The sequence below is a fragment of the Sphingomonas xinjiangensis genome (assembly GCF_014199255.1).
GTDB classification, from domain to species: domain Bacteria; phylum Pseudomonadota; class Alphaproteobacteria; order Sphingomonadales; family Sphingomonadaceae; genus Sphingomonas; species Sphingomonas xinjiangensis.
This window is the reverse complement of record NZ_JACIJF010000008.1, coordinates 19,616-45,239: the sequence shown is the minus strand read 5'-3', so window position 1 is coordinate 45,239 and position 25,624 is coordinate 19,616. Positions and strand designations below refer to the sequence as shown.

The 25,624-nt window shown below is 65.1% G+C and carries 22 protein-coding genes and 1 tRNA gene; 6 read left to right on the top strand and 17 right to left on the bottom strand.

Translation table 11 applies throughout. The annotated features are described in order from the left end of the window. Positions 1-9 precede the first annotated feature (9 nt). Positions 10-837, bottom strand: coding sequence for a type I methionyl aminopeptidase (gene map / locus FHT02_RS13425; protein ID WP_184088384.1), 828 nt, complete (start codon positions 835-837; stop codon positions 10-12). Positions 838-890: 53 nt separating this feature from the next. On the opposite strand from map, the gene FHT02_RS13420 reads away from it, so the two are divergent. Next, positions 891-1,646: a competence/damage-inducible protein A gene (locus tag FHT02_RS13420; protein WP_184088383.1), complete on the top strand. Its 756-nt coding sequence runs from the start codon at positions 891-893 to the stop codon at positions 1,644-1,646. Between the two features lie 78 nt (positions 1,647-1,724). Here FHT02_RS13420 and FHT02_RS13415 read toward each other — a convergent pair whose 3' ends face one another. From FHT02_RS13415 to kaiC, 4 genes are all read right to left on the bottom strand, one after another. Further along, the gene (locus tag FHT02_RS13415) at positions 1,725-3,113 is read right to left on the bottom strand and encodes a M20/M25/M40 family metallo-hydrolase (protein ID WP_184088382.1); all 1,389 of its coding nucleotides are present in this window, start codon (positions 3,111-3,113) and stop codon (positions 1,725-1,727) included. Positions 3,114-3,432: 319 nt separating this feature from the next. Beyond that, the gene (locus tag FHT02_RS13410; protein WP_184088381.1) at positions 3,433-4,902 is read right to left on the bottom strand and encodes a sensor histidine kinase; all 1,470 of its coding nucleotides are present in this window, start codon (positions 4,900-4,902) and stop codon (positions 3,433-3,435) included. Continuing rightward, a complete protein-coding gene (locus FHT02_RS13405) occupies positions 4,902-5,204 on the bottom strand; it encodes a circadian clock KaiB family protein (protein ID WP_221239481.1) in 303 nt (100 codons plus the stop codon). Before FHT02_RS13405 ends, FHT02_RS13410 begins: the two co-directional genes overlap by 1 nt. After that, the gene (gene kaiC / locus FHT02_RS13400; RefSeq protein ID WP_184088379.1) at positions 5,201-6,880 is read right to left on the bottom strand and encodes a circadian clock protein KaiC; all 1,680 of its coding nucleotides are present in this window, start codon (positions 6,878-6,880) and stop codon (positions 5,201-5,203) included. Before kaiC ends, FHT02_RS13405 begins: the two co-directional genes overlap by 4 nt. A gap of 193 nt (positions 6,881-7,073) precedes the next feature. Here kaiC and FHT02_RS13395 point away from each other — a divergent pair. Together FHT02_RS13395 and FHT02_RS13390 are read left to right on the top strand one after the other, a co-directional pair. After that, positions 7,074-7,147: transfer RNA gene (locus tag FHT02_RS13395), tRNA-Gly, on the top strand. Positions 7,148-7,656: 509 nt separating this feature from the next. Beyond that, positions 7,657-7,929 (top strand): hypothetical protein, encoded by a 273-nt coding sequence (locus FHT02_RS13390; RefSeq protein WP_184088378.1) that lies wholly within the window; start codon positions 7,657-7,659, stop codon positions 7,927-7,929. A 112-nt stretch (positions 7,930-8,041) separates the two neighbouring features. On the opposite strand, the gene FHT02_RS13385 is transcribed toward FHT02_RS13390, so the two are convergent. From FHT02_RS13385 to FHT02_RS13365, 5 genes are all read right to left on the bottom strand, one after another. Next, a complete protein-coding gene (locus FHT02_RS13385; RefSeq protein WP_184088377.1) occupies positions 8,042-8,380 on the bottom strand; it encodes a hypothetical protein in 339 nt (112 codons plus the stop codon). Positions 8,381-8,399: 19 nt separating this feature from the next. Further along, positions 8,400-9,518, bottom strand: coding sequence for a glycoside hydrolase family 130 protein (locus FHT02_RS13380; protein WP_184088375.1), 1,119 nt, complete (start codon positions 9,516-9,518; stop codon positions 8,400-8,402). Further along, on the bottom strand, positions 9,515-10,273 hold the full coding sequence (locus FHT02_RS13375) for an SDR family oxidoreductase (protein WP_184088373.1): 759 nt from the start codon (positions 10,271-10,273) through the stop codon (positions 9,515-9,517). The genes FHT02_RS13380 and FHT02_RS13375 overlap by 4 nt, the downstream gene beginning before the upstream one ends. Positions 10,274-10,336: 63 nt before the next feature. Continuing rightward, on the bottom strand, positions 10,337-12,571 hold the full coding sequence (locus FHT02_RS13370) for a hypothetical protein (RefSeq protein ID WP_184088371.1): 2,235 nt from the start codon (positions 12,569-12,571) through the stop codon (positions 10,337-10,339). 38 nt (positions 12,572-12,609) lie between these two features. Continuing rightward, the gene (locus FHT02_RS13365; RefSeq protein ID WP_184088369.1) at positions 12,610-14,118 is read right to left on the bottom strand and encodes an MFS transporter; all 1,509 of its coding nucleotides are present in this window, start codon (positions 14,116-14,118) and stop codon (positions 12,610-12,612) included. 122 nt (positions 14,119-14,240) lie between these two features. On the opposite strand from FHT02_RS13365, the gene FHT02_RS13360 reads away from it, so the two are divergent. Continuing rightward, positions 14,241-15,089, top strand: a complete 849-nt coding sequence (locus tag FHT02_RS13360) for a diacylglycerol/lipid kinase family protein (RefSeq protein ID WP_184088367.1) — start codon at positions 14,241-14,243, stop codon at positions 15,087-15,089. Continuing rightward, positions 15,086-15,832, top strand: coding sequence for a metallophosphoesterase family protein (locus FHT02_RS13355; protein ID WP_184088365.1), 747 nt, complete (start codon positions 15,086-15,088; stop codon positions 15,830-15,832). The genes FHT02_RS13360 and FHT02_RS13355 overlap by 4 nt, the downstream gene beginning before the upstream one ends. A 26-nt stretch (positions 15,833-15,858) precedes the next feature. On the opposite strand, the gene FHT02_RS13350 is transcribed toward FHT02_RS13355, so the two are convergent. The 7 genes from FHT02_RS13350 to FHT02_RS13320 all read right to left on the bottom strand — a co-directional run bounded on the left by FHT02_RS13350 (position 15,859) and on the right by FHT02_RS13320 (position 22,612). Then, the gene (locus tag FHT02_RS13350; protein ID WP_184088363.1) at positions 15,859-16,608 is read right to left on the bottom strand and encodes a class I SAM-dependent methyltransferase; all 750 of its coding nucleotides are present in this window, start codon (positions 16,606-16,608) and stop codon (positions 15,859-15,861) included. 62 nt (positions 16,609-16,670) lie between these two features. Further along, a complete protein-coding gene (locus FHT02_RS13345; protein ID WP_184088361.1) occupies positions 16,671-18,050 on the bottom strand; it encodes a DUF1501 domain-containing protein in 1,380 nt (459 codons plus the stop codon). A gap of 12 nt (positions 18,051-18,062) precedes the next feature. After that, entirely contained in the window at positions 18,063-19,760 is a 1,698-nt protein-coding gene (locus FHT02_RS13340; RefSeq protein ID WP_184088358.1) for a DUF1800 family protein, read from the bottom strand. Between the two features lie 359 nt (positions 19,761-20,119). Then, entirely contained in the window at positions 20,120-20,653 is a 534-nt protein-coding gene (gene rpsI / locus FHT02_RS13335) for a 30S ribosomal protein S9 (RefSeq protein WP_184088357.1), read from the bottom strand. Beyond that, entirely contained in the window at positions 20,653-21,132 is a 480-nt protein-coding gene (rplM, locus tag FHT02_RS13330; RefSeq protein WP_184088355.1) for a 50S ribosomal protein L13, read from the bottom strand. The genes rpsI and rplM overlap by 1 nt, the downstream gene beginning before the upstream one ends. A 146-nt stretch (positions 21,133-21,278) precedes the next feature. Further along, on the bottom strand, positions 21,279-21,593 hold the full coding sequence (gene cutA, locus FHT02_RS13325; protein ID WP_184088353.1) for a divalent cation tolerance protein CutA: 315 nt from the start codon (positions 21,591-21,593) through the stop codon (positions 21,279-21,281). Further along, on the bottom strand, positions 21,590-22,612 hold the full coding sequence (locus FHT02_RS13320) for a COX15/CtaA family protein (protein WP_184088351.1): 1,023 nt from the start codon (positions 22,610-22,612) through the stop codon (positions 21,590-21,592). Before FHT02_RS13320 ends, cutA begins: the two co-directional genes overlap by 4 nt. A gap of 162 nt (positions 22,613-22,774) precedes the next feature. Between FHT02_RS13320 and FHT02_RS13315 the strand changes: the two genes are divergently transcribed. Then, on the top strand, positions 22,775-25,567 hold the full coding sequence (locus FHT02_RS13315) for a TonB-dependent receptor (RefSeq protein WP_184088348.1): 2,793 nt from the start codon (positions 22,775-22,777) through the stop codon (positions 25,565-25,567). The last annotated feature ends 57 nt before the right edge of the window (positions 25,568-25,624 follow it).

Sequence of the window (25,624 nt, the reverse complement as noted above, 5' to 3'; positions counted from 1 at the left end):
GAGCCGGGATCAGTAGGGAGGGCGATCAAATCCAGCCGGGCTCTGCGTGAAAATCTCGCAGCCATCCTCGGTGATGCCGATCGAATGTTCGAACTGCGCCGACAGCGAACGGTCGCGGGTCACCGCTGTCCAGCCGTCGTCCAACACTTTCACGTCGGCACGGCCGATGTTGATCATCGGCTCGACAGTGAAAATCATTCCCGGCTTCAGTTCGGGCCCGGTGCCAGGGCGGCCGACATGGACCACTTCGGGGGCGTCGTGGAACACCTGGCCGATCCCGTGGCCGCAGAAATCGCGTACGACGCCATAGCGGTGCTTTTCTGCATGCCGCTGGATGGCGTGGCTGATATCGCCCAGATGATTGCCGGGCTTCGCCTGCTCCAGGCCGAGCATCAGGCACTCATAGGTGATGTCGACCAGCCGGCGCGCCTTGATCGGCACATCACCGGCCAGGTACATGCGGCTGCTATCGCCATGCCAGCCGTCGAGCAGCGGCGTCACATCGACGTTCAGGATGTCGCCATCCTTCAGCTTGCGGTCTTCCGACGGGATACCGTGGCAAACCACGTGATTGATCGAGATACAGCTCGAATGGGTATAGCCGCGATAACCCAGCGTCGCCGGCACCGCGCCGGCGTCCAGCGTCATCGACCGAACGATGTCGTCCAGCGCCTGAGTCGACACGCCCGGCACGACGTGGGGCACCAGCGCATCTAGGATTTCCGCCGCCAGCCGGCCCGCCTTGCGCATACCGGCGAAGCCCTCGGGACCATGCAGCTTTATGGCATTCGAACGGGCGTGCGGCGTGTCGGCGGTAACGGTCACATATTCGGTCATGCGCGGCCATATAGGCGTTTGCACCCGCCTTTGCGAGATCGTACGATTACGGCATGAGCGAGCGCATCTGGACTGCCGCCCTGGTGGTGATCGGGGACGAGATTCTTTCCGGCCGCACCGTGGACAAGAACGTGACTCAGTTGGCAAGCTGGCTGAACGTGCAGGGCATCCGCCTGGCGGAAGTTCGCATCGTGCCGGATGTGCAAAGCGCGATCGTCGAGGCGGTGAACGCGCTTAGAATTCGCAATGACTATCTGTTCACCACGGGCGGCATTGGTCCGACCCATGACGACATCACCGTCGATGCGATTGCGGCGGCGCTCCAAGTGCCGGTCGTCGTGCATCCCGAAGCTCGGGAGGCGCTGGACGCCTATTATGCGTCGCGCGGCGGCTTGACCGAAGCGCGGCTCCGCATGGCCCGCGTACCCGAAGGCGCGGACCTGATCCCCAACCGCATGTCGGGTGCCCCTGGCATCCGGTACGGCAACATCTTCATCCTGGCCGGCGTGCCGCACATCGCCGCGGGGATGCTCGACGCGCTGACCGGCACGCTCGAAGGCGGCTTGCCGGTGCTTTCGCGCACCGTCGGAGCCTGGGTCGCGGAAAGCGAGATCGCCGATCTGCTGCGCGAAACGGAAAAGGCGTATGAAGGCGTGTCGATCGGCAGCTATCCGTTTTTCCGCGAAGGCCGGGTCGGCGCCAACTTCGTCGTCCGCGCCACCGATCAAGCGCTGCTCGACGCTTGCGCCGATGCGCTCACCGCCGCGCTGGCAGAACAGGGCAGGGCGCCGGTCGCCGGAGGCATCTAAACCCGCCTTCGCCTTCTAGCCCTCTCCCGCTTGCGGAGAGGCTTGGGTGAGGGCGCTTCTCCCAGCGCAGGCGCACACCTACTTCGCCAACCCGGTAACCACCGTCTTATAGTACACGATCGACGGCGCGATCTCGCTCAGCGGCGTGCGCTCGTTCAGCCCGTGCGAAAAGCTGTCGGACGACTTCATGAAGATTGGGCTGATGCCATAGCTGGGCACGCCCTTCGCGCGGAACCACATGCTGTCGCTGGCGCCCGCCGCCATCACCGGCACCACCGGCACCCCCTTGAAGCGGGCATGCACCGCGCGCCGGACCAGCTGCATCAGGTCGGCCCGCACCGGCGATGCGTCGCTCGCCACGGTACCGGTGTCGACATAGCGCACCTTTACCTCCGGGTCCGCTACGATCTGGGTAAGGGTCGCCTGGACCTGCTCAACCGACGTGCCGGGGAAGATACGGCAATTCACCGTCGCCGCGGCGCGCTGGGGCAGCGCGTTGGACGCGTGGCCGGCAGTCACCATCGTCGCGACGCACGTGGTGCCCGTCTGCCCAATGAGGCCAGGGTCCGCGCGCAGCACCGCGCGTGCCTCCAGATCGTTGGGATTGGCCGCGAAACGGCGCATCGCCCCTGCGATCTTCGGGTCCTTGGCCTGCGCCGCCGACGCCTCCCAGCTCGCTTTGGTCACATCGTTGACCTGGCCGGGAAATTGGTAGGTCTCAAGCCGCTCCAGCGCGTGCGCCAGCTGGTAGATCGCATTGGGCGTGCGCGGCGCGCTCGAATGTCCGCCCGGGTTGGTGACGCTCAGCTCGTAATCGCCATAGGTCTTTTCCGCGCCCTCCACGCCGAAGATCACTGGCTTTCCATTCTCGTCCAGCTCCCCGCCACCGCCGTCCAGGTTCAGCAGCAGCTCCGCTTCATGATATTGATTTGCAAGAGCGGCGGTTGTCTTCATCGCCGTCTCTTCATCACCCGACAGCAGCACCACGATGTCGCGGCCTGGCATATACCCCTCGCGCTTGAGCTGACTCAGCGTCGACAAGAACGTAGACAGATCATATTTCATGTCGCTCGCACCGCGACCGAACAGATAGCCATTCTCAATTACCGGCGTGAACGGGTCGCGTTCCCAATCGGCTGGCTTGGCCTCGACCACGTCCATGTGACCCGATACCAGGATCGGCTTGGCTCCGTTCTTCGCCGTGCCCCGATAACGCGCGACGAGGTACGCCGTGTCGCCCAGCTTCTCGACCCGCACATCCTCCGCCGCGAAACCGCCGGCCACGAGTGTGCTCTTCAGATAGGTCGCGTAGTCGAAGGTCTGGTTCCCCGGTCCCGCCACGGTGCGAAATGCGATGCCGCGCTTCAGCAATTCCAGCGCTTGCGCTTCCGCTTGCGGATTGGATTGGGCGCGCGCCGCACCGCTCGCTGCCAACAGCCCAAGTACGGCGAACCCCGCAACCCGCATCTTCAATCTCCCAGGTGACCCGGCGACGCTACCCGGCCGACGGATCAGGTCAACAGCGAAGGGGCTTAACGTGGAAGATCATCCAAAGTGCTGAATGACGCGATGTCCGTGTTAGAAGCGATATAGAGGAACCGCCGGAACGCTGCAGTACAAGAACCAGCGCTTCACGCTTCACCCGCACGGCAGCCCGAACGGGTCCGCCGATCAGGGTGGCGCTGAATTAACTTGCCGCGTCTCGCCAAAGCGTCGGGCAAGGCGAGCTCGCGGCGATCCTCAGCCGCCCTGAGGTATCAAGCGGCCATGGTGCGCGCGTGTCCCGCTACGCGGCAGTCTCCGCCGTCACATACATGCGGCAGACAAGCCCCTCGGGCCGGAAGTCCACCTGCGTGCTTTGTTGTCCGTGCTGACCAAGCCCGCGCGCGATCAGCGTCTGGCCGAAGCCCATCTTTTCCGGCACCACCACGCGAGGACCCCCATCCTCCTGCCAAACGATCTCGATCAACCCGTCCTTTGGCGATGCGCGGATCGAGATACGACCGGTTTCGGTCGACAGCGCGCCATATTTGACGGCGTTGGTGACCAGTTCGTGGAAGATCAGCCCCAGCGCGACCGCGGTATCCGGCACGACGCGCACATCGACACCCTCGATCCGCACGCGCTCGCTCCCCACGGTGACATAGGGCGCCAGCTCCGCGTTGATCAGTTCGTCGAGCGTCAGCCCATCCCATGTGCCCTCCGCGAGCAACGTGTGTGTCGCGGCCAGCGCTTCTAGCCGACGCCCAAAGGCTGTGCGGAAGTCGGCCAGATCCTTGGCGCCGGCAACCGTGCGATAGGCGATCGACATGACCAGGGTCAGCGTATTCTTCACGCGGTGCGTCAACTCACCGACCATCAGCGCCTGGCGCTTTTCGGTGGCCCGGCGTTCGGTCACGTCGGCGATGGTGACGATGCACCCAAAGATCGTATCGCCCGTCTGACGCAGCGGCGCCGCGCTTAGCAGCACGTCGCGAGTCCTGCCGTCCTTGGTCAGCGTCGCGTCGACGCCACGCACCGCAGTCCCGGCCAGCGCGACGCCGATCAAGTCGCTCCCCGCCATCAACCCCGAACTCAGTGCGAAATCGAGCGGAAAGGCCACGTCAAAGGGTTTGCCGATGGTGCTTCCATCATGGAAAGGCCGCACGCCGTTATTGGCGTGGGTGATGTGCCCGTCTTGGTTGCAGACCACCACAGCTTCGTTGGATGAAGCCATTATCGCGCGGCCTATGCGATCGCTCTCATGCGCCGCGGCGGCTTCGATCCGCTCGGTGACATCGGTGAAGGTCAGTGCGCAGCCATGGCCGAAGCCGAGCGAGAGTGGTGCGGCGGTTACCTCGACATGGCAGTGACCGCCCGCGCAGGGCAGGGCGATCTGCCGGCTTCGGCGGTGGCCATCCGCCTCGTCGATCAACGCGCTGACGGCGCGCGCGGCCGTTTCACCCAGCATGTCGAAGATGCTTTGCCGCTGAAGCTCCGCCGCATTCAGGCCGAGCAGATTGCAGAGGGCACTGTTGGCGTAGATCAGCCTGCCCTCTGCATCGAGCGCGGCCGCGCCGATGTCCATCGCCTCCATGAAGGCGCGGTAGCTGTCCTGCCCCCCAAGCGCGAAGATCTCGTCGGATTCCGCGCCGCGCACCACGAGTGCGTCGACTTCGCCTTCGCGGATTGCGCGTAGCGTTTCTTCGGCTTCGGCCAGGCGCCGGCGCAGATCCGCCTCACGCGCTTCCATCTGCGCTGGCTCGGCTGCTGCCATCACCCTTCGACCTTCAAGTGCACCAGCACCTTCTGTTCGTCCGACAGGTCACCGATGATCTTCTGGACCGGGACCGGGAGGGAGCGGACCAGGGTCGGGATCGCGACGATGTTGTGCTCGCGGGCAAGCTGCGGCTGCTGGCGCAGGTCGACCACTTCGATTTCGACTTGACCCGCCATGTGCTCGGCGGTGATCCGCTCCAAATTTCGGATCGCCGCCACGGATTTGGGTGTCTGGCCAGCGATGTAGAGTGTGAGCTTCAGCGGATTGCCTGCCTGTTCCATGTCTCGTCCTTTGCTCACGATCCGCGTGTTCCACGGCTCGCGGCCATTTCCAAGGCATCCGTCCGCGCCTGATCCAAATAAGCGTTCTCTTGGACGACAATGCTTTTCAGCTCGATTTCATCCGCTTCGAGTTCGGCATTTAGCGCCTCGATCTGCGCTTCGGTGCGGCGGCGGCGCTGCGCGATCTTCTCCTGCAACCGCGTGATATCGGCTGCCCGCGCCACTTCCGCGCGGCGCGTGCGCGCCTCTTCGAACCGCCGCGCGGAGCCGGTGAGCGCGCCACTTTCGCCCAAATACGGTTCGATCAGGCGGATACCGTCGCTGCTCATCACGAATTCGCGCACTTGATTCGAATGGGCGATGCCGCGCGCCTTCAGCAGATAAAGCTCGCGGTTGAACTCGCCATGCACCTCGCGGTTGAGCAGCAGGATCCAGGCATCCATCAACGACGACAGGCCCGCGTCGGTCTTCGCTTCACCTTGAAGATGGGCCAGGTGCGTGAAGACACCGGTGATCCCATGCGCCTTTAGATAGTCGATCATGCGCAGCAGCATGGCCTGCACCTCAAGCTGCTCGCCGGTATCCATAAACGCCGAGATCGGATCGAGCACGACCAGCGAAGGCTGGAACTTTTCGATTTCGCGCAGCATCACCGCCAGGTGCATTTCAAGGCTGTAGAAGGTTGGCCGCGACGCCACGCAGTTCAACAATCCAGCATCGATGCACGGCTGAAGGTCCATGCCGATCGAGCGCATGTTACGCACTGTCTGCTGCTCGGACTCTTCGAATGAGAAGTACAGCGCACGCTCGCCGCGTCCGCATGCGGCATGCGCGAAGGACGCGCCGATTGTGCTTTTGCCCGAACCGGCCACGCCGCTCAGCAGGATCGAACTGCCGCGATGAAAGCCGCCGCCCGACAGCATCGCGTCCAGATCGTCGATCCCGCTGGCGATCCGTTCCTCGAACACCTGATGGCCAAGCCCGATCGAGCTGACCGGCAGCACGCTGAACCCGTCCTCGCCGATCAAAAAGGGGTATTCGTTGGTGCCATGGGCGGTGCCGCGATATTTCACGATCCGCAGGCGGCGCGTCGAAACCTGATTGTGCACGCGGTGATCGAGCAGGATCACGCAGTCGGAGACATACTCCTCCAGCCCCTGCCGCGTCAGCGATCCGTCGCCGCGCTCGCCGGTGATGACTGCGGTCAGTCCCTTTTCCTTCAGCCAGTCGAACAGCCGGCGGATCTCGGCGCGGAGGATCGCCGGGTTTTGAAAGGCGGAAAACAGGCTCTCGATCGTGTCCAGCACGATGCGCTTCGCGCCGATCTCATCCACAGCCAGTTCAAGCCGCAGGAACAGCGCTTCCAAATCGTAATCGCCGACTTCGGCCAGTTCGGCAGGATCGATCGCAATATGCTCGATGTGGATCTTCTTCTGCTGCACCAGCGCGTCAAGCTCGAAGCCTAATGAGGCGACATTGTCGACGATGTCCGTCGGCCGCTCCTCGAATGTCACGAAGACACCCGGCTCGGCCTCGTCGCGGGCCCCGTTGACCAGGAAGGTGGACGCGAACAACGTCTTACCGCACCCAGCCGACCCGCAAACCAGTGTGGGCCGCCCCGCCGGCAAGCCGCCCAGCGTCAGATCGTCGAACCCGCTGATGCCCGTCCGCGCCTTGGTAATGCCGTCCGCCACTTGCCTGCAAACTCCTTGTGTCGCGCGGGCTTAGGTCAGGAGCGGCATCGCGGCAATGCACTCGATGCTCTTGGCGGAGCAGAAGGGGGGAGCAGAAGTCGGCGTCAGCGAAGGGCCGGTGCGCCCGAGCCGCGTTTCGGCGGAATTTGCGTTGACGATGCGGCCCGCGTCATGGCACTTGGCCGCAGCGCTCGCGGGTGTAGCTCAATGGTAGAGCAGAAGCTTCCCAAGCTTACGACGAGGGTTCGATTCCCTTCACCCGCTCCATCACTGCAAAGCGCTTTGGTTCACCCGCATTGCGCTTCGAACGCGGCCTGCACGGGATCATATTGCACGGTCTCCATCGCACGATACACTTCCTGCTTCTGACGCAGGGTAGCGGCGGTTCTGCGGCGGAACATGCGAAGCCAGTTTAGCGACACCTGAGCTCTCCCGATCTTTCGATACGGGCCTATCCTCGCGCATCCACCTTACGCGGGGGTTAAGCGCGCGCTACGCACTTCACCGCGCATCACCCGTGACGGAGCGGCTTGTTTGGTGCCGATCATGATCAACGTGGTGCCTTTAAATCTCACCGCCTTCTGTGAATTGATCCACGTCTTCGCCAAAAGGCACGTAAAACTCCCAATGTTTGCGACCCGGAACGAATAATGTGCCGTATCTTCTTGTATGTCATCATCGGGCGGTGCGGAACGTATCTTCTCTGACAGGGGTTTTAACTCCCGTGTTCCACAGGGCACATCAAGTAAAAGCTCTGATGAATTAGGAGAAATATCATGGGTCCTCTTAGCGATATCTTCGGCGGCGACAACAGCAACGCTTCCTCGAGCGAAGGTTCGGGCAACAGCAGCGATTTCATGGGCGATTTGACCAGCACCGTCGGCCTGGACGCATCGTCGTCGAGCGACAGCTACTCGGCCGATGAAGACGGCAATGTCGACGCGAACTCGACGGACAACGCGCTGAACCTCGACACCAGCACGGATGGCCTGCTCCACGGCGTCACCGACAGCTTCTCGTCGTCGAACGACTCCAGTTCCGACCAGTAAGTCGAGCGATTTTCGTCGGAAAGGGCAGGCCGGAAACGGCTCGCCCTTTTCGTTGGGTCTTGGCCGGTCGCGGGCGCGGCTGGGGGCAGGCGGCAGATAGGATCGCCCCGCCTCAGCGGGCGCAGATCTTCACGCGCGCATTGACCCAGCAGCCATTCTGCCAGCGGACGCGGCCCAACGGATCGCCCGCGCGGTTGTCCCTCGGATCGGCGTTCCAGCTTGCCTCACCGCGTCCTGCACGGCTTTCGTCGACTTGCGCGAAGTGCGACCGCCGTGGTTTGCCGCCATCCCAGGTGTTGAGGGTATAGCCATGGCCCCCCAGCGGAAACACCCGGCAGCGGCCGTTCACATGTACCTTGCCGTCGACCCGCAGGTAACATCTGCGGAGGGTCGAGCGAACCGGCGCGGGCGCTGGGGCAGCGGCGATCAGCAGGGCGGTAACAATGAGCATGAACGGGTTTCCTCCGGCTTTAGCCGGCGAATGCCGACTTCGGGATATGCGTGATGCGGCAAGCAAGGTCGGCTTCCCCGCTCGCCACTACATAGTGATCGCCCGCATCGGCTATACCGGTGGTGAACACCACGTCGCGCACGTACATCTTGTCCTCTAGCGGGCGGGTAAGCTCGGGGCTCGCCTCCAGCAGTGGCGGGTGCTGCGTGCGCACTACCTGGGCGGGATCGTCGCGGTCCAGGATCGACCAATAGGTGCGATAGACGCCGACGATCTCCTTGGGCTCCACCCCGTGCCACAGGGTCAGCCAGCCATCCTCGGTTAGGATCGGCGGCGTGCCCCCGCCCATCCGCGCGGTTGCCACCGTTGCCGCATGCGGCCGGATGCCGGGCTCGCGATGCGGCTTCCAGTGCAGCGCGTCGGGCGAAGTGGCCAGGTTGATCGACGGACCCGCGCGCCATTCGCTGCCAGGCGGATAGGCGAAGTACAGGTCGCCGAGCGGCCGCGTCTGCGCCCAGAACTGACCACCGACCTTGCCTTCGAAGATCAGCATGTCCTTGTTCTGGTGATCGAGCACGATGTCCTCGAGCTGATAATTCAGCCCGTCGTCCGAGCTGTAGAGCGTCGTGCAATGCCGCTCCGGGCTCACGGAGCAGGTGGTCATCAGCCAGCGCCCGTCGACCTTCGAGACGCGGGCATCCTCGACGCCATAGCATTGGAAGCCAGCCTGGGGCGCGATTGCCTTGTCGTAATGGGCCGCCACGACGTCCAGCCCGTCCGGCGACAGTTCGACCGGCAGGATCCAGGACAGCGACGTGAGCGCCATCACCCGCCAGCGGCCGCCGTGGATCAGGAACTTGCGCGGGTCGGACGTGTCGACCAGATCGAGCGGCCAAGCGTCGAGCAAATAGCGCCCATCGTTCCAGCGGATCGCATGAACATGTCCGTCGAACACCGGCTTGCGCAGCGCCTCCGCGACGCGCACGAACATCGCCAGGTTCCCGTTCGGTAGCCGCGTCAGCCCCGGATTGAACGCGCCGAGCACATAGGTTTCGGCGTCCAGATGCCCAGCGAGCGGCGACCGGCTCAGATCCACGTCGTCGGGGCCGAACACCAGCCGGTCGACGTCGAACGTCATCGCGTTTGCAGCCGCGGCTCGACCCGCATCAGCGACACCACCGTACGCCGCGGCTGAGTGAGCATGAAGTGCGCCGCCGCGGCGATGTCCTCGGCGCGCAGCATGTCGCCATGCGCAATCATCTCGCGCTGCTTTTCGACCGGGGTGTCGGGCAGCTGCATGTCCGATCCGGTCAGCCCCGGCTCGATATTGCCGACCTTGATGTCCTTCTCGGCCAGTTCCTTGCGCAGCGCCTCGGCGAACGCCTCTACGCCGGTCTTGGTCGCGACATAGACCGTGGAGCTGCCGCCGCGCGACACTGACGACATCGATCCGATAAACACGATGTCGCTGCCCGCGCCCATCCGGTCCACCGCCGCCTTGGCCACGGTCATGTGCGACGTCAGGTTGGTGTCGACGGTGTAGCGGATGTCGGGCGTATCGGTCTCGTCCAGCCCATCCGCGGCAAGCCCCGCGTTGATAATGGCGATATCGACGCCGCCCAGAAAGGCTTCGCCAGCGGCGATGAACCGGTCGACGCCATCCTGCGTGGCCAGGTCGACGGCGACGCCGTCGCCTTCGCCCACTTCGCGGATGCGCGCCAATGCGTCGTCGAGATGCTCGGGCGTGCGCCCGCACACGAACACCTTGGCGCCTTCGGACGCGAGCAGCACCGCAATCGCACGGCCGATGCCAGTGGTGCCCCCGGTGATCAGGGCGCGGCGCCCGGCAAGGCTGGGCTGCGCGGTATGTGCGTCGGTGGCGGAATCAGTCATGAAAGCGGCTCCGTGCAGGCGGGATACGCCCCGAACAAGGATCGGCCGGCGCTTAGGTTCCGGTCACCACGCTATGCTGACCCGCCCATTCGCCGGAACGTGAAATTCGATGCGGTCCTCGACTGCGTGCCCGCGCACCCGGTCGCCCGCCATGGTGGTAACGGTGAATTCGGGCAGCTTGGCCTTGCCGCTGCGGATCAGGCACAGCCGGGCGGTGCATCCTTCCGCGCCGCCCAGCTGGAAGTTCAACGCCCGCTCGCCGGGGCGATCGCTCGCCAGCAGGAAATGGTCGCAGAACATCGCAAAGGGCGCATCGCGCACCGGGTGGAAGGTGCGGCTGGCGAACACGAACGCCGCGCCGGCGCCATAGATCTCCTGCCCGACCTGACCCGCCTGCTGCCCGTCGACATACAAATCTTCGACCGGGAAGGAGAGGTTCCGGTCCACATAACTGTTGCGGACATTCTCGCTCGCCACGGCGTCTTCGGGCAGGGCGTCGGGATAATAGAACCAGGCGCGGTCGAGCGCGTAGCGGCAATATTCACCCAGCAGGAGCCGCACCGCCGGCTCAAGGTCGGGACCGCTGTCCTTGAGATAGCGCTCGAACGCCGCAAAGCTGTCGAAGCACTCGTACATCGCCATGTAGGGCGCGTCGTGAAGCGCGGTTACGCCCAGGAAGTTGCGGTAATGCTTGGCGTGGTCGATCTCGGACTCCCAGATCGAGGCGTTGTGGAAAAAGCTCGCCAGATAGACATAGCTCTGGTCGAGATAGGCTTCGTCGTTGGTGATCCGCCACAGCCGCATACACGCCGACGCGCCCCAGGCGGTCAGGTTGGCCTGATAGTTCAACTCGAACCGCATCCCGCGCGCGGCATCGATCGCCGCCCGCGCTTCATCCAGGAAACGCTTGTCGTCGGTCAGCTCGAACGCCTGCAGCATGACATAGGCATAGATGCCGCCGACATCGGTCTGACCCAACCCGGCGTCATCTCGCGCCGCGGTGATGATCGAGAAGTCCGTGACATTGTACTGGATCGGCCAGCGATAGTCGAAATGGTGCGCCGCCTCGATCCCGAAGTCGACCGAGTCGATGAACAGCTTGCGCGCCCGCTTGTCGCCGTCGATCGCCAGCCGCCCCAGATTCATCAGCGGGTGGTAGAGATACCAGCTGTCGACCGCGTCCTTGTCCTTGTCCGGCCCCACATTGGGCAAATAGCGCCGCATCGTCTTGAGCTTGGAATCATAGAATTTGCGCAGGCCCGCCTTCAGCTCGCCCAGCAGGGGCACGTCTTCCTTCTTCCACGCCTCATAATCGCGGATCGAGGCGAGCACCGACATCTGCACCATCGAATCCGGATATTCGGTCGCGGTATAGGGGTGGATGTAGCGGAAGCCGTAGTGGCGGATCGTCGCCTGGGGCGCCTGGTCGAGGTCGTGCAGCGAGCGCTCGGCGCGGCCCACCCAGTCGCGGAACTGGGTCGGCGGCAGCTCCAGCCGCCGGTAAATCGCGCCCAGCAGCATCAGATACCGGTGCGCCATCACCGCTTCGTCGGCGTCCGCCTCGTCGTGAAACGCCAGGTAGCTGTCGAGCACCGCCATATCCGCGCCCTCAGGTAGCGGGTCGAGCGGCGGCTTGCCTTTTTGCGGGGCGGTTGGCGGCAAATAGCCGATCTCGGGCCATTCCCCCCCGACGGCACCGTCCGGCTTGGTCCCGGTCGCTTCGAAATACGGGTTCAGCGTTGTGAAATTCTGGAAGTACAGCGTGCTGCCGAACGCGGGGTCGGTCATTCGGAAATAGCTCACGCCTGCGTTCATGCCGCGCTGCGCCGCTTCCACTTGTCCGACTGCGCCGGCCGGATCGTCATTCGCGTCCAACGGGTACAGGTCGCGCGGCAGGAACGGCACCAGCAGCGGCGCGCACGGGCGCAGCCAGGTCGTCACGCGCAGAACCGGCAACGCATCCTCGTGCAGGCGGATGGCAATCGTCTGGCGCCCGATCACCGTGTCGAATTCCAGCCGCAGTGTCTCGTCGCCCTCGGCGCGACGCGTGCGCACCTCGCCGCACCCGCCCGGGGCATGTGCGGCCCGCAATGCTATGCCGCCACGCCCTCCGCGCCGCACGATCACCCACAGCGCGTCGCGCCCCGCACATACCGCAACCGTTCGCCCACCCAGCGCCAGCGCGGCGACTTCATCCATGCCGCTGCGCAGTTCCTCGCGCAGCAACAACACGTTGGGCGACACGCCCGGCAGCTTGCCGGCCTTGGGCCTGGCCGGGAGGGTGGTGGTCTTGGTCATGGGAAATCAACCTCCATGTATTGCAGCGGTTTCTGAAGCTAATCTCGATCAGCGAAGCGCTGGCGGCGCAGGAAACGGGCGCGCAGCGACGCATCGCGAAGGAAGCCGGCGGGAAGGTCGGTCAGGCCGCGCAACCCCGCCACCGTGGAAATATTGCGCACCGATCGGCGGGTGTGGAGCAGCACCTGCTGCACCATCTCGCGCCGCCGAATTTCGCCGGTTTCCTGCACCAGCGCCAGGCGGTGGATGGCATACAGCCCCAGCACTCCGGCGATCAGGAAGTAGAAGTCCCATTGCGACAGCCGCAGCGGCGACACGATCGCCACGCCTTGCGGGCTGGTCCAGCGCAGCAGCAGCTCGAACTGGCGCAGGCGGAAGAAGTCGGCGAACGCACCGCCCAGGATCGGCGCGATCCCCGCCGCCACCGCCGTCGCGAGGCCCGCCGTCGCGACATAGGCGGTGGACGATCCCTTGGGTGACAGCTTCAGCGCGATCGAAGTGGTGGCCAGGGTCGCCCCCGCGACTGCGCCGCCCATGATCAGGTGCAGCACCACCAGATACGCGACCAGCCAGGGGCCATGCGCGATCTGCGACGCGCCGATCATTGCAACGATGCAGGCGATGTAGGTGGGCGCCGCGACCAGTAGCACCGACTTGTTGGCAAACCGGTCCGCCAGCGCACCCCAATTACGCAGCGCGATCAGGTTGGACAACTGGCTCACCACGCTCAGCACCATGACAAAGGTCATGTCGAAGCCGAGCTGCTGGACGATGAACACCGTGAAGAACGGCGTCGCCAGGTTGATTGCGAATTGCCAGGCGGCGAGAAAGATCGTCAGCTGCCGGAAATTGCGGTCCGTCAGCGGCTCGCGCAGCAGCGCCATCAGTCCCAACTGCACGTCGGGTTGCGGCGGCATCGCCGGCTCGGGAATGCGTGCCGTCAGCCAGGCACTGACCAGCCCCGACACGAAGCCCAGCCCGTAGAGCGCGCCGAATGTCACGCTGCGCCACCACGAACCTTCGGGCGTGCGGTCCAGCACTACTGCGGCGGCAATGCCGGCCACTAGGCTGATCGCCGCGGCGAAGCTCGTCCGCCGGGCGAACACCCAGCCCAGTCTATCCTCCGGCGCCAGGTCACGCATCCACGCGCTCCACGCACAGCTGCCCACCGCCGCCATGCCGCACAGCACCAGCTGCCCCAGGATCAGAGCACCGATCGCCAGGTCGCGCGGCAGGAACGCCGACAATGCCATCAGCGCCAGCATGCCGCGCCCGATCAGGCTGGATGCTACCGAGATAAGCTTGCGCTGCCGCAGCCGCTCGACAAGCAGGATCGTCGGCGCCTGGAGCAGCTGCCCCAGGAACGGCGCCGAAGCCAGTACCCCGATCACCAGGTTCGAAGCGCCCAGATGCAGTGCGAACGCGGTCAGGATTACCCCGCTGGTCAGTGCGGTGGTGGTGCTGGCGAAAGCGGATTCGGTGACGAGCTGGCGCAGCGCATAGTCACGCTCGGGTTCGCTGACGCTGTGCTGCGGCTGTAGCGCCATAGGGTCCGGCCTCGTGCTCGGGTGCGAATGTCGCTGAAAGGCTTTGTGCGGGGGGAGGTTCCATTGTTGCTGCACCACGCAGAAGACCGGGACCAAACGCCGCGTCGCGCGTTGCCGGGGCCATGGAAAAGCTCTGGTTCATCACCAACCCCAATTCCGGATCGGCGACTCGCCCCAAATGCGAGGCGTTGGAGGCCGTGTTCGAGGAGCGGGGCCTGGCGCTTGTCGGTCGCACCGAATTTCCCGAGCAGGACCTTCCCGGACCCGCCGATCTCGATCGGGCCGACGTCGACACGGTGGTGCTGTTCGCCGGCGACGGCACCATCAATGCCGCGCTGCGCGCGCTGGAGCAGTGGCAGGGCGCGTTCCTGATCCTTCCCGGCGGCACGATGAACCTGCTTGCCAAGGGACTGCACAGCGAAACCGATCCGCACAAGATTGTGCACGCCGCGCACCAGTGCGACCGGCGCGTGGCGCTGCCCTATGTGGAAGCCGGCGCACATCGCGCGTTCGTAGGTCTGATCCTCGGCCCCGCTGCATCCTGGTTCCGTGCGCGAGAGGCCGTGCGCGACGGCAAGATCGGACGCCTGTTCGGCGCCGCTCGCGCCGCGCTTCGCCGTACCTTTGGCGGCCGCGGCATCCGCGTCGATGGTGCCAAGGGGCTGGGCGACCATTATCAGGCGGTGTTCGTCACGCCCGACCTCCAGGGCCTTGAAGTCACGGGCGTCGACGCGCGCGACTGGCGATCGATCGTCCAGCTCGGCTGGGACTGGATGACCGGCGACTGGGTCGAGGCGCACGCTGTCACCCAAACCCGCGCCGACGGGCTCCGCGTCCGCGGCAAGCGCCGTGTGCTCGCCCTGTTCGATGGCGAACCCGTCACGCTCGACCCTGCCGAGACGATCAAGGCTGGCAAGAGCCTCGAGACCTTCATCGCCACCCGCTCTGACCCGGAGGTACCCGCCGCATGACTCGCATCTTCCATGTCAGCGACGTCCATTTCGGCCGTGAGGATACCGAGGCTATCGAGTGGTTCGATCGCAAGGTGCAGGAGGAAAAACCCGACGCCGTCATCATGACGGGGGACTTGACCATGCGCGCGCGCGCCGCCGAGTTCGAAGCCGCCGGCAAATGGCTGCAAAGCCTGCACGTGCCGGTGACGGTGGAGGTGGGCAATCACGATCTGCCCTATTTCAATCTCTTCGCCCGCTTCTTTACGCCGTACAAGCGCTACAAGGCGATCGAGCGGATGATCGAAAAGCCGCTCGACGTGAAGGGCGTGGCGGTAGTGCCGCTCAAGACCACCGCCCGCTTCCAGTTCCGCACCAACTGGTCGAAAGGCTATGTCGGTACGGGCGCGCTCCAGAAGACACTCGCGCTGGCCGAGGCCGTACCCGCTGGCGATTTGATCTTCATCGCCGCGCATCATCCCTTGATCGAAGCCGGCACCCGCGCGACGTCGATGACGCGCCATGGCCGCTCGGCACTCGACGCACTGGCACAGGCCGGCGCGCACGCGGTGCTGTCGGGCCATGTCCACGACCCCTTTGACGTCGCGCACGAAGTGAACGGCCGCACCGTCCGCCTGATCGGCGCCGGCACTCTTTCCAAGCGCACCCGCGACAAGCCCCCTTCGTTCAACGAGGTTCGCATCGCGGGCAGCAGCTTTGAAACCGTCGCCCGCTTCAAAGGCGAAGGCGCCGTCCCCCTCTGAATCCCCCGTGCCCGGGAGAGTGCAAACTACCGCACCCGCGTCCCCACCAACGTCCCCTTGGTCCCCGCATGAACCAACGCAAACTCGATCCCAGGCCAGCGCCGCCGCCAGCGTTGCGCCACGACGCGCTCGCCCGGTCGCGCCGCATCGTCGAGCAACACCGTGCCGCCCACCGGCAGCCGGTCGAACAGTGTCTCCGCTGCCCCGCGAACGAACGGGTGGATCGTCCAGGGCGGCCCGTCGATGATCAGCAGGTCGATTCGTGCGGGCAGGTTGCCATGGTCGTACCAGATGCCTGGCCACCCGCTTGGCGCGCGGCGGAACGGTGTCGCGCGCAGATCGGCGTCGACGCCGTTGTCGCGCAGCCACTGCCGCGTCGCCTGGACGAAGCCAGCATGCTGGTCACAACTGATCAGCCGCCCGCCGCCATTGCGTTGCAGTGCCCGCGCTACCACCAGGCTTGACGCGCCCGCGCCCAGTTCCACCACTATTTCAGGCCGCTCCGCCTCGATCTGGTCGACCAGCAAGGTCAGGAACCCCGTGTCCGCCTTCCAGCTGCCCAGATGCGGCAACGCGTCGGGGGCCAGCCCCAGCCGCTCGACCAGCGCCGCCTTCGCCTCCGCCGATCCGCCGGACAGGCTGCGCAACAGCCACGGCCAGTTCAACAATCCGAAAAAGATCAGCTGCGCGATTTCGGCAGGCGTCCGCCGCACGCCGTCGGGCCATACATCGTCATCGGCACGCGGCAGGAACGACGTCAACTCACGCGAGGTCATCGGCACCCTCTTTGAAGCCGGGGATGCTTACCGTCTCACCTAGCGCTTGTCTCGGCCCAAGATCAGCCGCGGAACAGCCCCAGCGGTCCGCGCCCGCCGCCGCTCCACGTGCTCCAATTGGGGAACACATAAGGCATGTCCGCGTCCGACACGCCGTGCCAGCGCGCGATGGCACCGATATATTCCTCCTGCGACACTGCCGGCACGAAGCGCCCGTCATTGGCGATGTCGTTGGCCCCGCCGAGCACCGGATCGGGATAGGCGCCAAAGATGCCGCCCGGCGTCACATTGCCGCCCACCACCAGGTGGTTGCTGCCCCAGGCATGGTCGGTGCCGTTCTGGGCATTGCCTTTGAAGGTACGCCCGAAATCGCTCATCGTGAACGCGGTGACGTTCTCGCCCAAGCCGATCGCCTTCATCGCCTTGTAGAAGCCGGCCAGCGCCATCGCCAGGTCGCGCAGCAGGTTGGCGTGGGTGCCGGTATCGTTGTTGCCGCCGCCGACCTGGCCCGAATGGTTGTCGAACCCGCCTTGGCTGACGAAGAAGGTCTGGCGGTTATGCCCCAGCGTCCCGCGCGCCTCGATCACCCGCGCCACGCGCATCAGCTGGCGCGCCACATCGCTGGTAAGCGCCGCGCCGGTGTTCGGATTGACGAAATACCCATCGACCGCGCCGGTCGCGGTCAGGATGCTATTGGCGGTGGTCGCCTGACCATAGGCACCGGTCATGTCGCGCGCTGTCGCCTCGGTCACCACGCCATACGATGCGCCATTGGCGAAGGCGTCGACCGCCGCGTTCTTGGCCAGGTTCGCCGCCCCCGTGGCGCCGCTGAAGCCATTGCGCCCCAGCGTGCCGGTCGACGGCAGGACCAGCGCGGAGCTGGTCTTGCCGATCGTCGCCAGGTTCGACCCGCCCAGCGAGATCATCGACGGCGTCGCGCTGGCGCCCGCCCGGTCGCTCAGTCGGCCCATGAACCCGTCGACGTTGAACTCGCGCGCGCGTAGTCCCTGCCAATGCGCCTGCTCATCGGCATGGCTCATCAGGTTGGACGGGCGCAGGTCGGCGCGGCTCTTGTACGTGTCCTTGGTCAGCGGGGCGAACAGTGTGCCCGCGTTCAGCACCAGCCCCAGCCCACCTTCGTCCCACACCGGGCGCAGCGCGTCCATCGCCGGGTGCAGCGCATAGCTGGCGTTGGTCAGCGGGGTCAGCGCCGCCGCCTTGATGCCCACGCTCCCGCGTGACGACAGATAGGTGGCGTGCCGCGCGTCGGTCGGGATCACCATGTTCCAGCCGTCGTTTCCGCCGAACAGGAAGATCCCCACCATCGCGCGATAGCTCCCGCTCGGGGCGGCCATCGCGGTGGTGCGGCCCAGCTGGCCAAAGGCGGCGAGCGCGCCGGCACCGGCGGTCAGGCGCATGAACTCGCGGCGTGAAATCGTCATCGTGTCGGATCCTTACCGGTCGACCAGGAACAGGGGGCTGGAGGCCGCGACGTACAGCATCATCTGCGCGCGCTTGCGGGCCTGAATGGTCGGGTCGGTGTTGGTGATCGGGCTCGCCGCGGCCTTCAGCGCGTCCTTCTGCGCCTGGCTCAGCGTGTTGGCGAACAGAAGCAGGTTGATGCGCGCCACCATGCCGTCCAGGTCCGCGCCGAACGCTTCCCAGGCCCCCCATTGCGGCTGCGTCAGCGAAGACATCGGCAGCCCGGAGTCGACCGCGAATTCCGCCCGCGTCGCGTCGCCGCCGATCGTCCAGTCATAGACGAAATTGTGCCAGCGCAGCACGTTGGACGTGTTTAGCAGCTTGGATGCCGGGCTCTTCAGCGTGGGCGATCCGGGCAGCGGATAATCGGGCGGATAGAAGTTGAACACCGATGGCGCGCGCATCACCGGCTGGGCCAGCCCGCCGTCGCGCGTCACGAACACATAGCCGTCGGTCGAAAAGCCGATCGCGCGCGCCAGCGCCGTCATCAGCAGGATCGGCTCCTTGACCTTGCCCGCATTCGGACCCGGCGCACCGCGAGCCTCCGCATCGGTCAGGATCGCGCGCACCACCGCCTTAAGGTCGCCGCGCACCCCGCCGCCATTGTTGGCGAACGCCGCCGCCACTCGCCCGATATAGCCCGGCGTGGGATTGGACGTGACCAGCTGCCCGATGAGGAAGCTGGCGACGCGCGGCGCGGTGGAGGGATGGTTGAACGCCACGTCGACCACAGCGGCCACGCTGGCGTCCTGCGCCGCGCCCGCAGGCACGGTGACGCCCAGGAAGCTCTTGGCGGTGCTGTCGTACCGCGCCGGGTTGGGGATCATCGGCTTGGAATAATCGCGCGCATTGCCGTCGCTGGTCGCCGCGCCGCCGACGCGCGCATAGGTCCAGCCGGTCAGCGCCCGCGCAACCGCCTTGACGTCGTCAGGCGTGTAATTCGCCACCCGCGCACCCGTCGCGTCGAGCACCGGCGTCCCGTCCATGTTCAGCTGGTCGGGCCCCATCGAGAACAGCTGCAGCAGCTCGCGGGCGTAATTCTCCGACGGCGCCGACTTGTTGCTATCGGCCATGTCCAGATAATCGCCCATATAGCCCAGCATCGTCACCTGGGACAGGATGTCGCGATAATTGCCAAAGGCATTGGCCAGGAAGATCTGGTTGAGCGCGGCGATGCCCGCGGCCGAATTCACTTCCTGCTCCGACGCGACGATCAGCTGGCCCAGCGCCAGTGCCACACGTTGGCGCAGCTGGTCCTGACCCATCACCGCATCGGCATAGAAACGCATCGCCACCGGCGTGCGCGAGAAATGCGCGCGCGAACACACCGCGTCGCCGCTGGCGCAGAAATCGCGGCGCACTTCGCCAGCGGCGAGATCGGCATAGCTACTGCCCGTGGCGGCGAGCTGCTCGTCCAGCCAGGCGTTCACCCCAATGTCCTTGATCCGGGCCACCAGCGCGGGCGTGGGCCCGAACGTAGCCTGCTTCGCCAGCCGGGCCGCATCACCTTCGGTGAAGCCGACGGGGGTGGGGGCGGGTAGCGGCGCGACGACGCCGCCGCTGTCGCCGGCCGAAGGCCCGCCGCCACCACCACCACCGCCGTCGCAGCCCGACAGCAGCGCCAATGCCATGCCGGCGCCCAGCATGAGCGTACGCTTGAACCCGATCACCCGCTAATCCCCCGCACGTCGCCAAACGGGCGATCTGCATCATTATGAATAGAGGATTTGCAGGCTTCTCCCAACTCGTAGAGCTACTTAAGTGCCCTTCGGGAGCTGCTGTACGGCACCGTGCACCGGTTCCCCGGGGCTGGAAGACCTGGTTGCGCGCGATGAAAGATCGCAGCGAGGCGAGCAATCGGCCAGGGCTCGCGTCGAGTGCGACGGATCACTCCACGTCTGTTCGAGCGACCTCCGCGGCTTGGGGCGAACGATCTTCGTCCCACGCGCGGACCAGTGCCGGCCGCACAAACGGAAAGGGCGGCCCGTTGCCGGACCGCCCCTTGTCGCATTCGAAATCGAACCGCTTTTTAGCGCTTCGAGAACTGGAAGCTACGACGGGCCTTCGCCTTGCCGTACTTCTTACGCTCGACCGTACGGCTGTCGCGGGTCAGGAAGCCTGCTGCCTTCACCGGTGCGCGGAGCACCGGCTCGAAGCGAGTCAGCGCCTGGCTGATGCCGTGCTTGACTGCGCCGGCCTGGCCCGAAAGCCCGCCGCCCTTGACGGTGCAGACCACGTCATACTGGCCCTCACGCTCGGCGACGCCGAACGGCTGGTTGATGACGAGGCGCAGCGTCGGACGTGCGAAATACACTTCCTGGTCGCGGCCGTTGATCGTGATCTTGCCGGTGCCGGGCTTCAGCCATACGCGTGCGACGGCATCCTTGCGGCGGCCGGTGGCATAGGCGCGGCCATACTTGTCCAGCTCCTGCTGGCGCAGCGGCATGGTCGACACAGGAGCCTGGGTCACCGGAGCGGCGGTCTCGCCACCTTCGGAAGCCTCAACCGGCGCACCTGCGGCCAGGTTGCCCAGATCGGAAAGGGACTGGCGGTTGTCAGACATTATGCGCCCACCTTGTTCTTGCGGTTCATCGACGCGATGTCGAGCACTTCGGGGTTCTGCGCAGCGTGCGGATGCTCGGTGCCGGCGAAAATGCGCAGGTTGCGCATCTGCTGACGGCCAAGAGGACCGCGCGGGATCATGCGCTCCACGGCCTTTTCCAGAACGCGCTCGGGAAAGCGGCCTTCCAGGACCTTGGCTGCGGTGATTTCCTTGATGCCGCCGGCATAACCGGTGTGCTTGTAATACACCTTGTCCTGCAGCTTCTTGCCGGTGAACCGGATCTTGTCGGCGTTGATCACGATGACGTTGTCACCGCAATCGACATGCGGGGTGAAGCTGGGCTTGTGCTTGCCGCGCAGGATGTTGGCGATGATCGTCGCCGCACGACCGACCACAAGGCCGTCGGCATCGACGATGTGCCACTTCTTCTCCACCTCAGCCGGTTTTGCCGACTTGGTGGTCTTCATCAGCTCCTTCATGGGGCCGGGACCTTTCGTATGAAACGCGAACGCGCCGCCAAAGGGGCAGCGCGATTGAGCGCCATTTGCTCGGCAGCCACGTAAAAGTCAAGCAAATGCGTGCCATTGCTGACGGGTATCATGATACCATGCCGGTAGCCGGTGCTTCAGCCGGTGACGTCGTGCACCCATTTGAACACGGCGGAGCCTGCCGCGACCGGCCACGCCTCGATCACCGGCAGGTCATAGGAATGCAGCGCCGCGACTCGCGCGCGCAACGCTGCCACCAGCTCGGGGGTCGTCTTGAACAGCACCGGCACTTCCTGCGCCCGCTCGATCTCGCCTTCCCAGCGATAGAGCGATACGCACGGCGCCAGGATATTGGCGCAGGCGGCGAGCCGCTCCACTACCATGTCGGACGCGATGCGCTCGGCCTCTTCGCGGTTGGCGAAGGTCGCGTGCACCAGTGCGATGTCGCTCACGCGCGCCGCCCCACGACATGGGCGCCCCAAATGGTGGCAAGCAGCAGCAGCGCGCCGGTCAGCTGATGCAGCGCGGCCAAAGTGATGTCGACATGTGTCATTACCGTGGCGATACCCAGCAGGATCTGGATGCCGAACGCGCTGTGGATCGCCACGGATGCCGGCCGCTCGATCGGCTTGGCGGCGCGCGCGAGCACGATCAGCGCTGCCACCGCGACCCAGGCCCACCACCGGTGCACGAAATGCACAACCGCCGGATCGTTGATCAGCGCGTCCAGCATCCCGCGCCCCTCCACCGTCGCGCCGGGGAAGAAGCGTCCGTTCATCAGCGGCCATTGGTCGGTCACCAGTCCGGCGTTCAACCCCGCCACCAGCGCGCCGTACAGCAACTGTACGAACAATATGGCCAACACGGCGCCGCCAAGCGGCGTCAGCCGGGCAGGGCGGTTGTCGCCCGTCCGCGCCAGCCAGCGCAGATCCAGCGCGGTCCATACGATCCCCGCCAGCGTGAACAGCGCGACCAGCAGGTGCGTGGCAAGGCGCGTGTGCGCCACATCGGTGCGCACCGACAGCCCGGACTTCACCATCCACCAGCCCACTGCCCCTTGCAGTCCGCCCAGCGCCAGCAGCGCCACCAGCCGCCAGCCATAGCCGCGCGGGATCTGCCGCCGCACCGCGAACCACAGCAGCGGCAATGCGAACGCCAGCCCGATCACGCGCCCGAGCAAGCGGTGCAGATATTCCCAGAAGAAGATCTGCTTGAACCCGGACAGCGTCATGCCCTGGTTCAGCTGCCGATATTCCGGGATGCGCTTGTAATCGTCGAATTCCGCCTGCCACTGCGCATCGCTCAATGGCGGAACGATGCCCGATACGGGCTTCCACTGCGTGATCGACAGCCCCGACTCGGTCAGCCGGGTGATGCCGCCGATCACCACCATCAGCACGATCAGGATGGCGACGGCGAACAGCCAGTTGGCGATGGCGCGTGGCCGGGCGGGGGAGGCGGATTGCAGCATGGATCCGGCTTACTGGCGGTGTGGCGCAAATGCGATAGCCGGCGTAAAATCGGAATTATCTGCTTTATTTTATACTCGGACATATTGTCGGCTCGGATTGCCGACGATATGGCGAAAGGCTCAGGCAGAAAACTGCCAGCAACATATCAAAGGGGAGGCTGTATGAAAGCCAAAGCGCTTCTGTGCGTATCTGTGTCCGCATTCTCGATGATTCTGGCCGCGTCGCCCGCCGCCGCGCAGGACATGTCCGGGCAGGCGCAGGAAGCGCCCAAGCCGGCAGGACCATCGGATCAGAACGTCAATCCGTCCGCTCCCGCGCCGTCCGAACAGATCGACTCCGCCAGCGCGAACGATGAGGTTGTCGTCACCGGCCTGCGCCGCAGTCTCGAATCGTCGCAGCGGATCAAGCGCGAGTCCGACGGCATCGTCGACGCGATCGTCGCTGAGGACATCGGCAAGCTCCCCGACACCTTCGCATCCTCCGCGCTTCAGCGCGTCGCAGGCGTCAACGTCACCCGCGGCGGCGGCGAGTCCGCCGGCGTCACCGTGCGCGGCCTGCCCGATCTGACCACCACCTATAACGGACGCCAGATCTTCACCGCCGAAGGCCGCTACGTCCAGATCCAGGATTTCCCCGCTGGCACTGTTGCTGCGCTGGAAGTCTACAAGTCGGGCCTCGCCCCGCAGATCGAGGGCGGCATCGCCGGCGCCGTCAACGTGCGCGGACGCCGTCCGTTCGACTTCAACGGCTTCGAACTGTCCGGCTCGCTCAATTATGTGCATTCCGAGCAATCGCAGGGTGGCGTGCCCAATGGCAATCTGCTGATCAGCAACCGTTGGGATACCGGCATCGGCGAGATGGGCCTGCTGGTGAACGCCTCCTATGTCGGCATCGACTTCCTGGATTCCACCCGTGAGCAGTCGCTGGTGATCGGCACTACCAATGCGACCAACGCACCGGGAAACGCGGGCCTGCGCTTTCCTGACGCGCAAGGCAATTTCCTCGGCTACGGTAGCCGCTTCCGCCCTTCGGCCAATGCCGCCTTCCAGTGGAAGCCGACGCCCGAACTGGAAATATACGCCGACGGTCTGTTCCAGGGCTTCCGCTCAAAGGACTATAATCGCTGGATGTTCATCCCGATCTTCGGCGATGGCATGACGCTGTCGAACGTCACCACGATCCCCGGCACCAATAAGATCTCGACCGCGACCGTAACCGGCGCTGCGCGTCCCGACGGCTACACCGGCTCGTTCAACGGAAAAACCGACACCTACCAGTTTGGCGGCGGCGCGATCTGGACAAAGGATCGGCTGCGTCTCTCGGCCGATGTCGCCTACACCGACAGCCAGTACAGCGCGAACAACGTCAATATCGATTACGCGGCCGCAAGCTCGCCAGTGCGTAACGTTCAGTTCGATGCCGCGCACGACGGCGGGCCGACACAGAGCTTCGTCAACTTCAATCTCGGTGATCCCGCCAACTTCATCAGCCGCGGGCTTTGGCAGGAGTTGCTTGTGGTCAGCGGCCAGGACCTCCAGGCACGTGCCGACCTGTCCTACGACCTCGACCTGGGCTTCCTGAAACGGTTGGATGTCGGCGTGCGCTTCGCCGATCGCGATGCCGGCCGGGATCTGGGCAACCTTTACATCAACAATGAAGGCGCACGCGTTCCCCTGACCTCGCTTCCCGGTCTGGACGTTCGCACCGGCCTGCCGGGCTTCACTTATAACCGGGTGCAGCCGAACGTCTTCTATGCCGCACCGACGCGCGACAGCATCCGCGATAACCTCACCGAGTTGCGCAGTTTCTTCGGCGTGCCCGCGGGGATCCCGCCCTTCAACCCGGCCGAGAACTTCCGCGCCAACGAGAAGTCCTATGCCGCCTATGCGCAGCTGAAATACGGCTTCGAGCTCGGCTCCACGGTCCTGGACGGCGTTGTCGGCCTTCGCGCGGTCAAGACCAAGACCCAGATCGACGGTTTCTCACGGGAAGAGGGCGTGGGCGGTGTAATCACCAACCCGGCGGTCTCTGCTGAAAGCGAATATACCGACTATCTGCCCAACGCGAGCGCGCGCGTCGGCCTCACCGAAAAGCTGCAGCTGCGCCTTGCCTATACGCAAACGCGCACTCGGCCGAACTTCTTCGACCTTCGCCCGAACCTGTCACTCGGCCAGCCGGTGATCCTCGCACCAGGGGATCCCTGCCTCACCGACGCTACGCCTGCGGTCTGCGTGGAGCGCCTGCGCCGCGGCGGTTCGGCCGGCAACCCGAACCTCAAGCCGCTCACCTCGGACAATTACGACGTCAGCCTGGAATATTATTTCTCGCGGACCGGATCGCTGACGGCGGCGGTCTTCCGCCACGATGCGCAGGGTTTCCTGGCGACCGTGGCAGACCGCTCCAGCCCTGGCTTGCGCATCGATCGGCCCGTTAATCTGGGGCAGACCCGTATCCAGGGCGCAGAAGTGACCTTCACCAGCTTCCTCGACATCGACGGGCTGCCGGATTGGGCAAAGGGCTTCGGCATCCAGGCCAATGGCACCTATCTCGACGCGAAGGGCGATCTTCAGCCGAACTTCGCCTCGACGCTCGGCAACGAGCAGCAGGTATTCCCCGGTGTCTCGAAATGGGCGTACAACTTGGTGGCGCTGTACGAAAAGCCGCAATTCTCGGCGCGTCTTGCCTATAACTACCGCTCGACGTTCGTGACCGGTTACACGCTCGAAGCGCTCGACCCGATCGCACATGCGATCAAGGAAAAGGGTCGCGGCCAGCTCGACTTCTCGACCTCGATCACCCCGGTGCCCAACATCACCGTCGCGTTCGACATCGTGAACGTGCTGGGCAACCCGCTCCAGCGTTCGCGCCAGTATAGCGAGAACGGCGACAGCTACGCCCGGCAGGTGCTGTATCTTGAGCGCAGCTACTCGCTCGGCGTCCGCTTCCGCTTCTGACGGCAAAAAGGGGGAGCCGCTTGGCGGCTCCCCCTACTTCCAACGCTGGAAACCGGC

Excerpts from the sequence above, each read along its gene's own strand:
- FHT02_RS13360 (WP_184088367.1), top strand. The coding sequence starts at position 14,241 with ATGGAAAAGCTCTGGTTCATCACCAACCCCAATTCCGGATCGGCGACT.
- FHT02_RS13365 (WP_184088369.1), bottom strand. The coding sequence starts at position 14,118 with ATGGCGCTACAGCCGCAGCACAGCGTCAGCGAACCCGAGCGTGACTAT.
- FHT02_RS13320 (WP_184088351.1), bottom strand. The coding sequence starts at position 22,612 with ATGCTGCAATCCGCCTCCCCCGCCCGGCCACGCGCCATCGCCAACTGG.
- FHT02_RS13385 (WP_184088377.1), bottom strand. The coding sequence starts at position 8,380 with ATGCTCATTGTTACCGCCCTGCTGATCGCCGCTGCCCCAGCGCCCGCG.
- FHT02_RS13355 (WP_184088365.1), top strand. The coding sequence starts at position 15,086 with ATGACTCGCATCTTCCATGTCAGCGACGTCCATTTCGGCCGTGAGGAT.
- FHT02_RS13345 (WP_184088361.1), bottom strand. The coding sequence starts at position 18,050 with ATGACGATTTCACGCCGCGAGTTCATGCGCCTGACCGCCGGTGCCGGC.
- FHT02_RS13390 (WP_184088378.1), top strand. The coding sequence starts at position 7,657 with ATGGGTCCTCTTAGCGATATCTTCGGCGGCGACAACAGCAACGCTTCC.
- FHT02_RS13350 (WP_184088363.1), bottom strand. The coding sequence starts at position 16,608 with ATGACCTCGCGTGAGTTGACGTCGTTCCTGCCGCGTGCCGATGACGAT.
- FHT02_RS13415 (WP_184088382.1), bottom strand. The coding sequence starts at position 3,113 with ATGCGGGTTGCGGGGTTCGCCGTACTTGGGCTGTTGGCAGCGAGCGGT.
- rpsI (WP_184088357.1), bottom strand. The coding sequence starts at position 20,653 with ATGTCTGACAACCGCCAGTCCCTTTCCGATCTGGGCAACCTGGCCGCA.
- FHT02_RS13420 (WP_184088383.1), top strand. The coding sequence starts at position 891 with ATGAGCGAGCGCATCTGGACTGCCGCCCTGGTGGTGATCGGGGACGAG.
- rplM (WP_184088355.1), bottom strand. The coding sequence starts at position 21,132 with ATGAAGGAGCTGATGAAGACCACCAAGTCGGCAAAACCGGCTGAGGTG.
- FHT02_RS13410 (WP_184088381.1), bottom strand. The coding sequence starts at position 4,902 with ATGGCAGCAGCCGAGCCAGCGCAGATGGAAGCGCGTGAGGCGGATCTG.
- FHT02_RS13315 (WP_184088348.1), top strand. The coding sequence starts at position 22,775 with ATGAAAGCCAAAGCGCTTCTGTGCGTATCTGTGTCCGCATTCTCGATG.
- FHT02_RS13370 (WP_184088371.1), bottom strand. The coding sequence starts at position 12,571 with ATGACCAAGACCACCACCCTCCCGGCCAGGCCCAAGGCCGGCAAGCTG.
- FHT02_RS13380 (WP_184088375.1), bottom strand. The coding sequence starts at position 9,518 with ATGACGTTCGACGTCGACCGGCTGGTGTTCGGCCCCGACGACGTGGAT.
- map (WP_184088384.1), bottom strand. The coding sequence starts at position 837 with ATGACCGAATATGTGACCGTTACCGCCGACACGCCGCACGCCCGTTCG.
- FHT02_RS13375 (WP_184088373.1), bottom strand. The coding sequence starts at position 10,273 with ATGACTGATTCCGCCACCGACGCACATACCGCGCAGCCCAGCCTTGCC.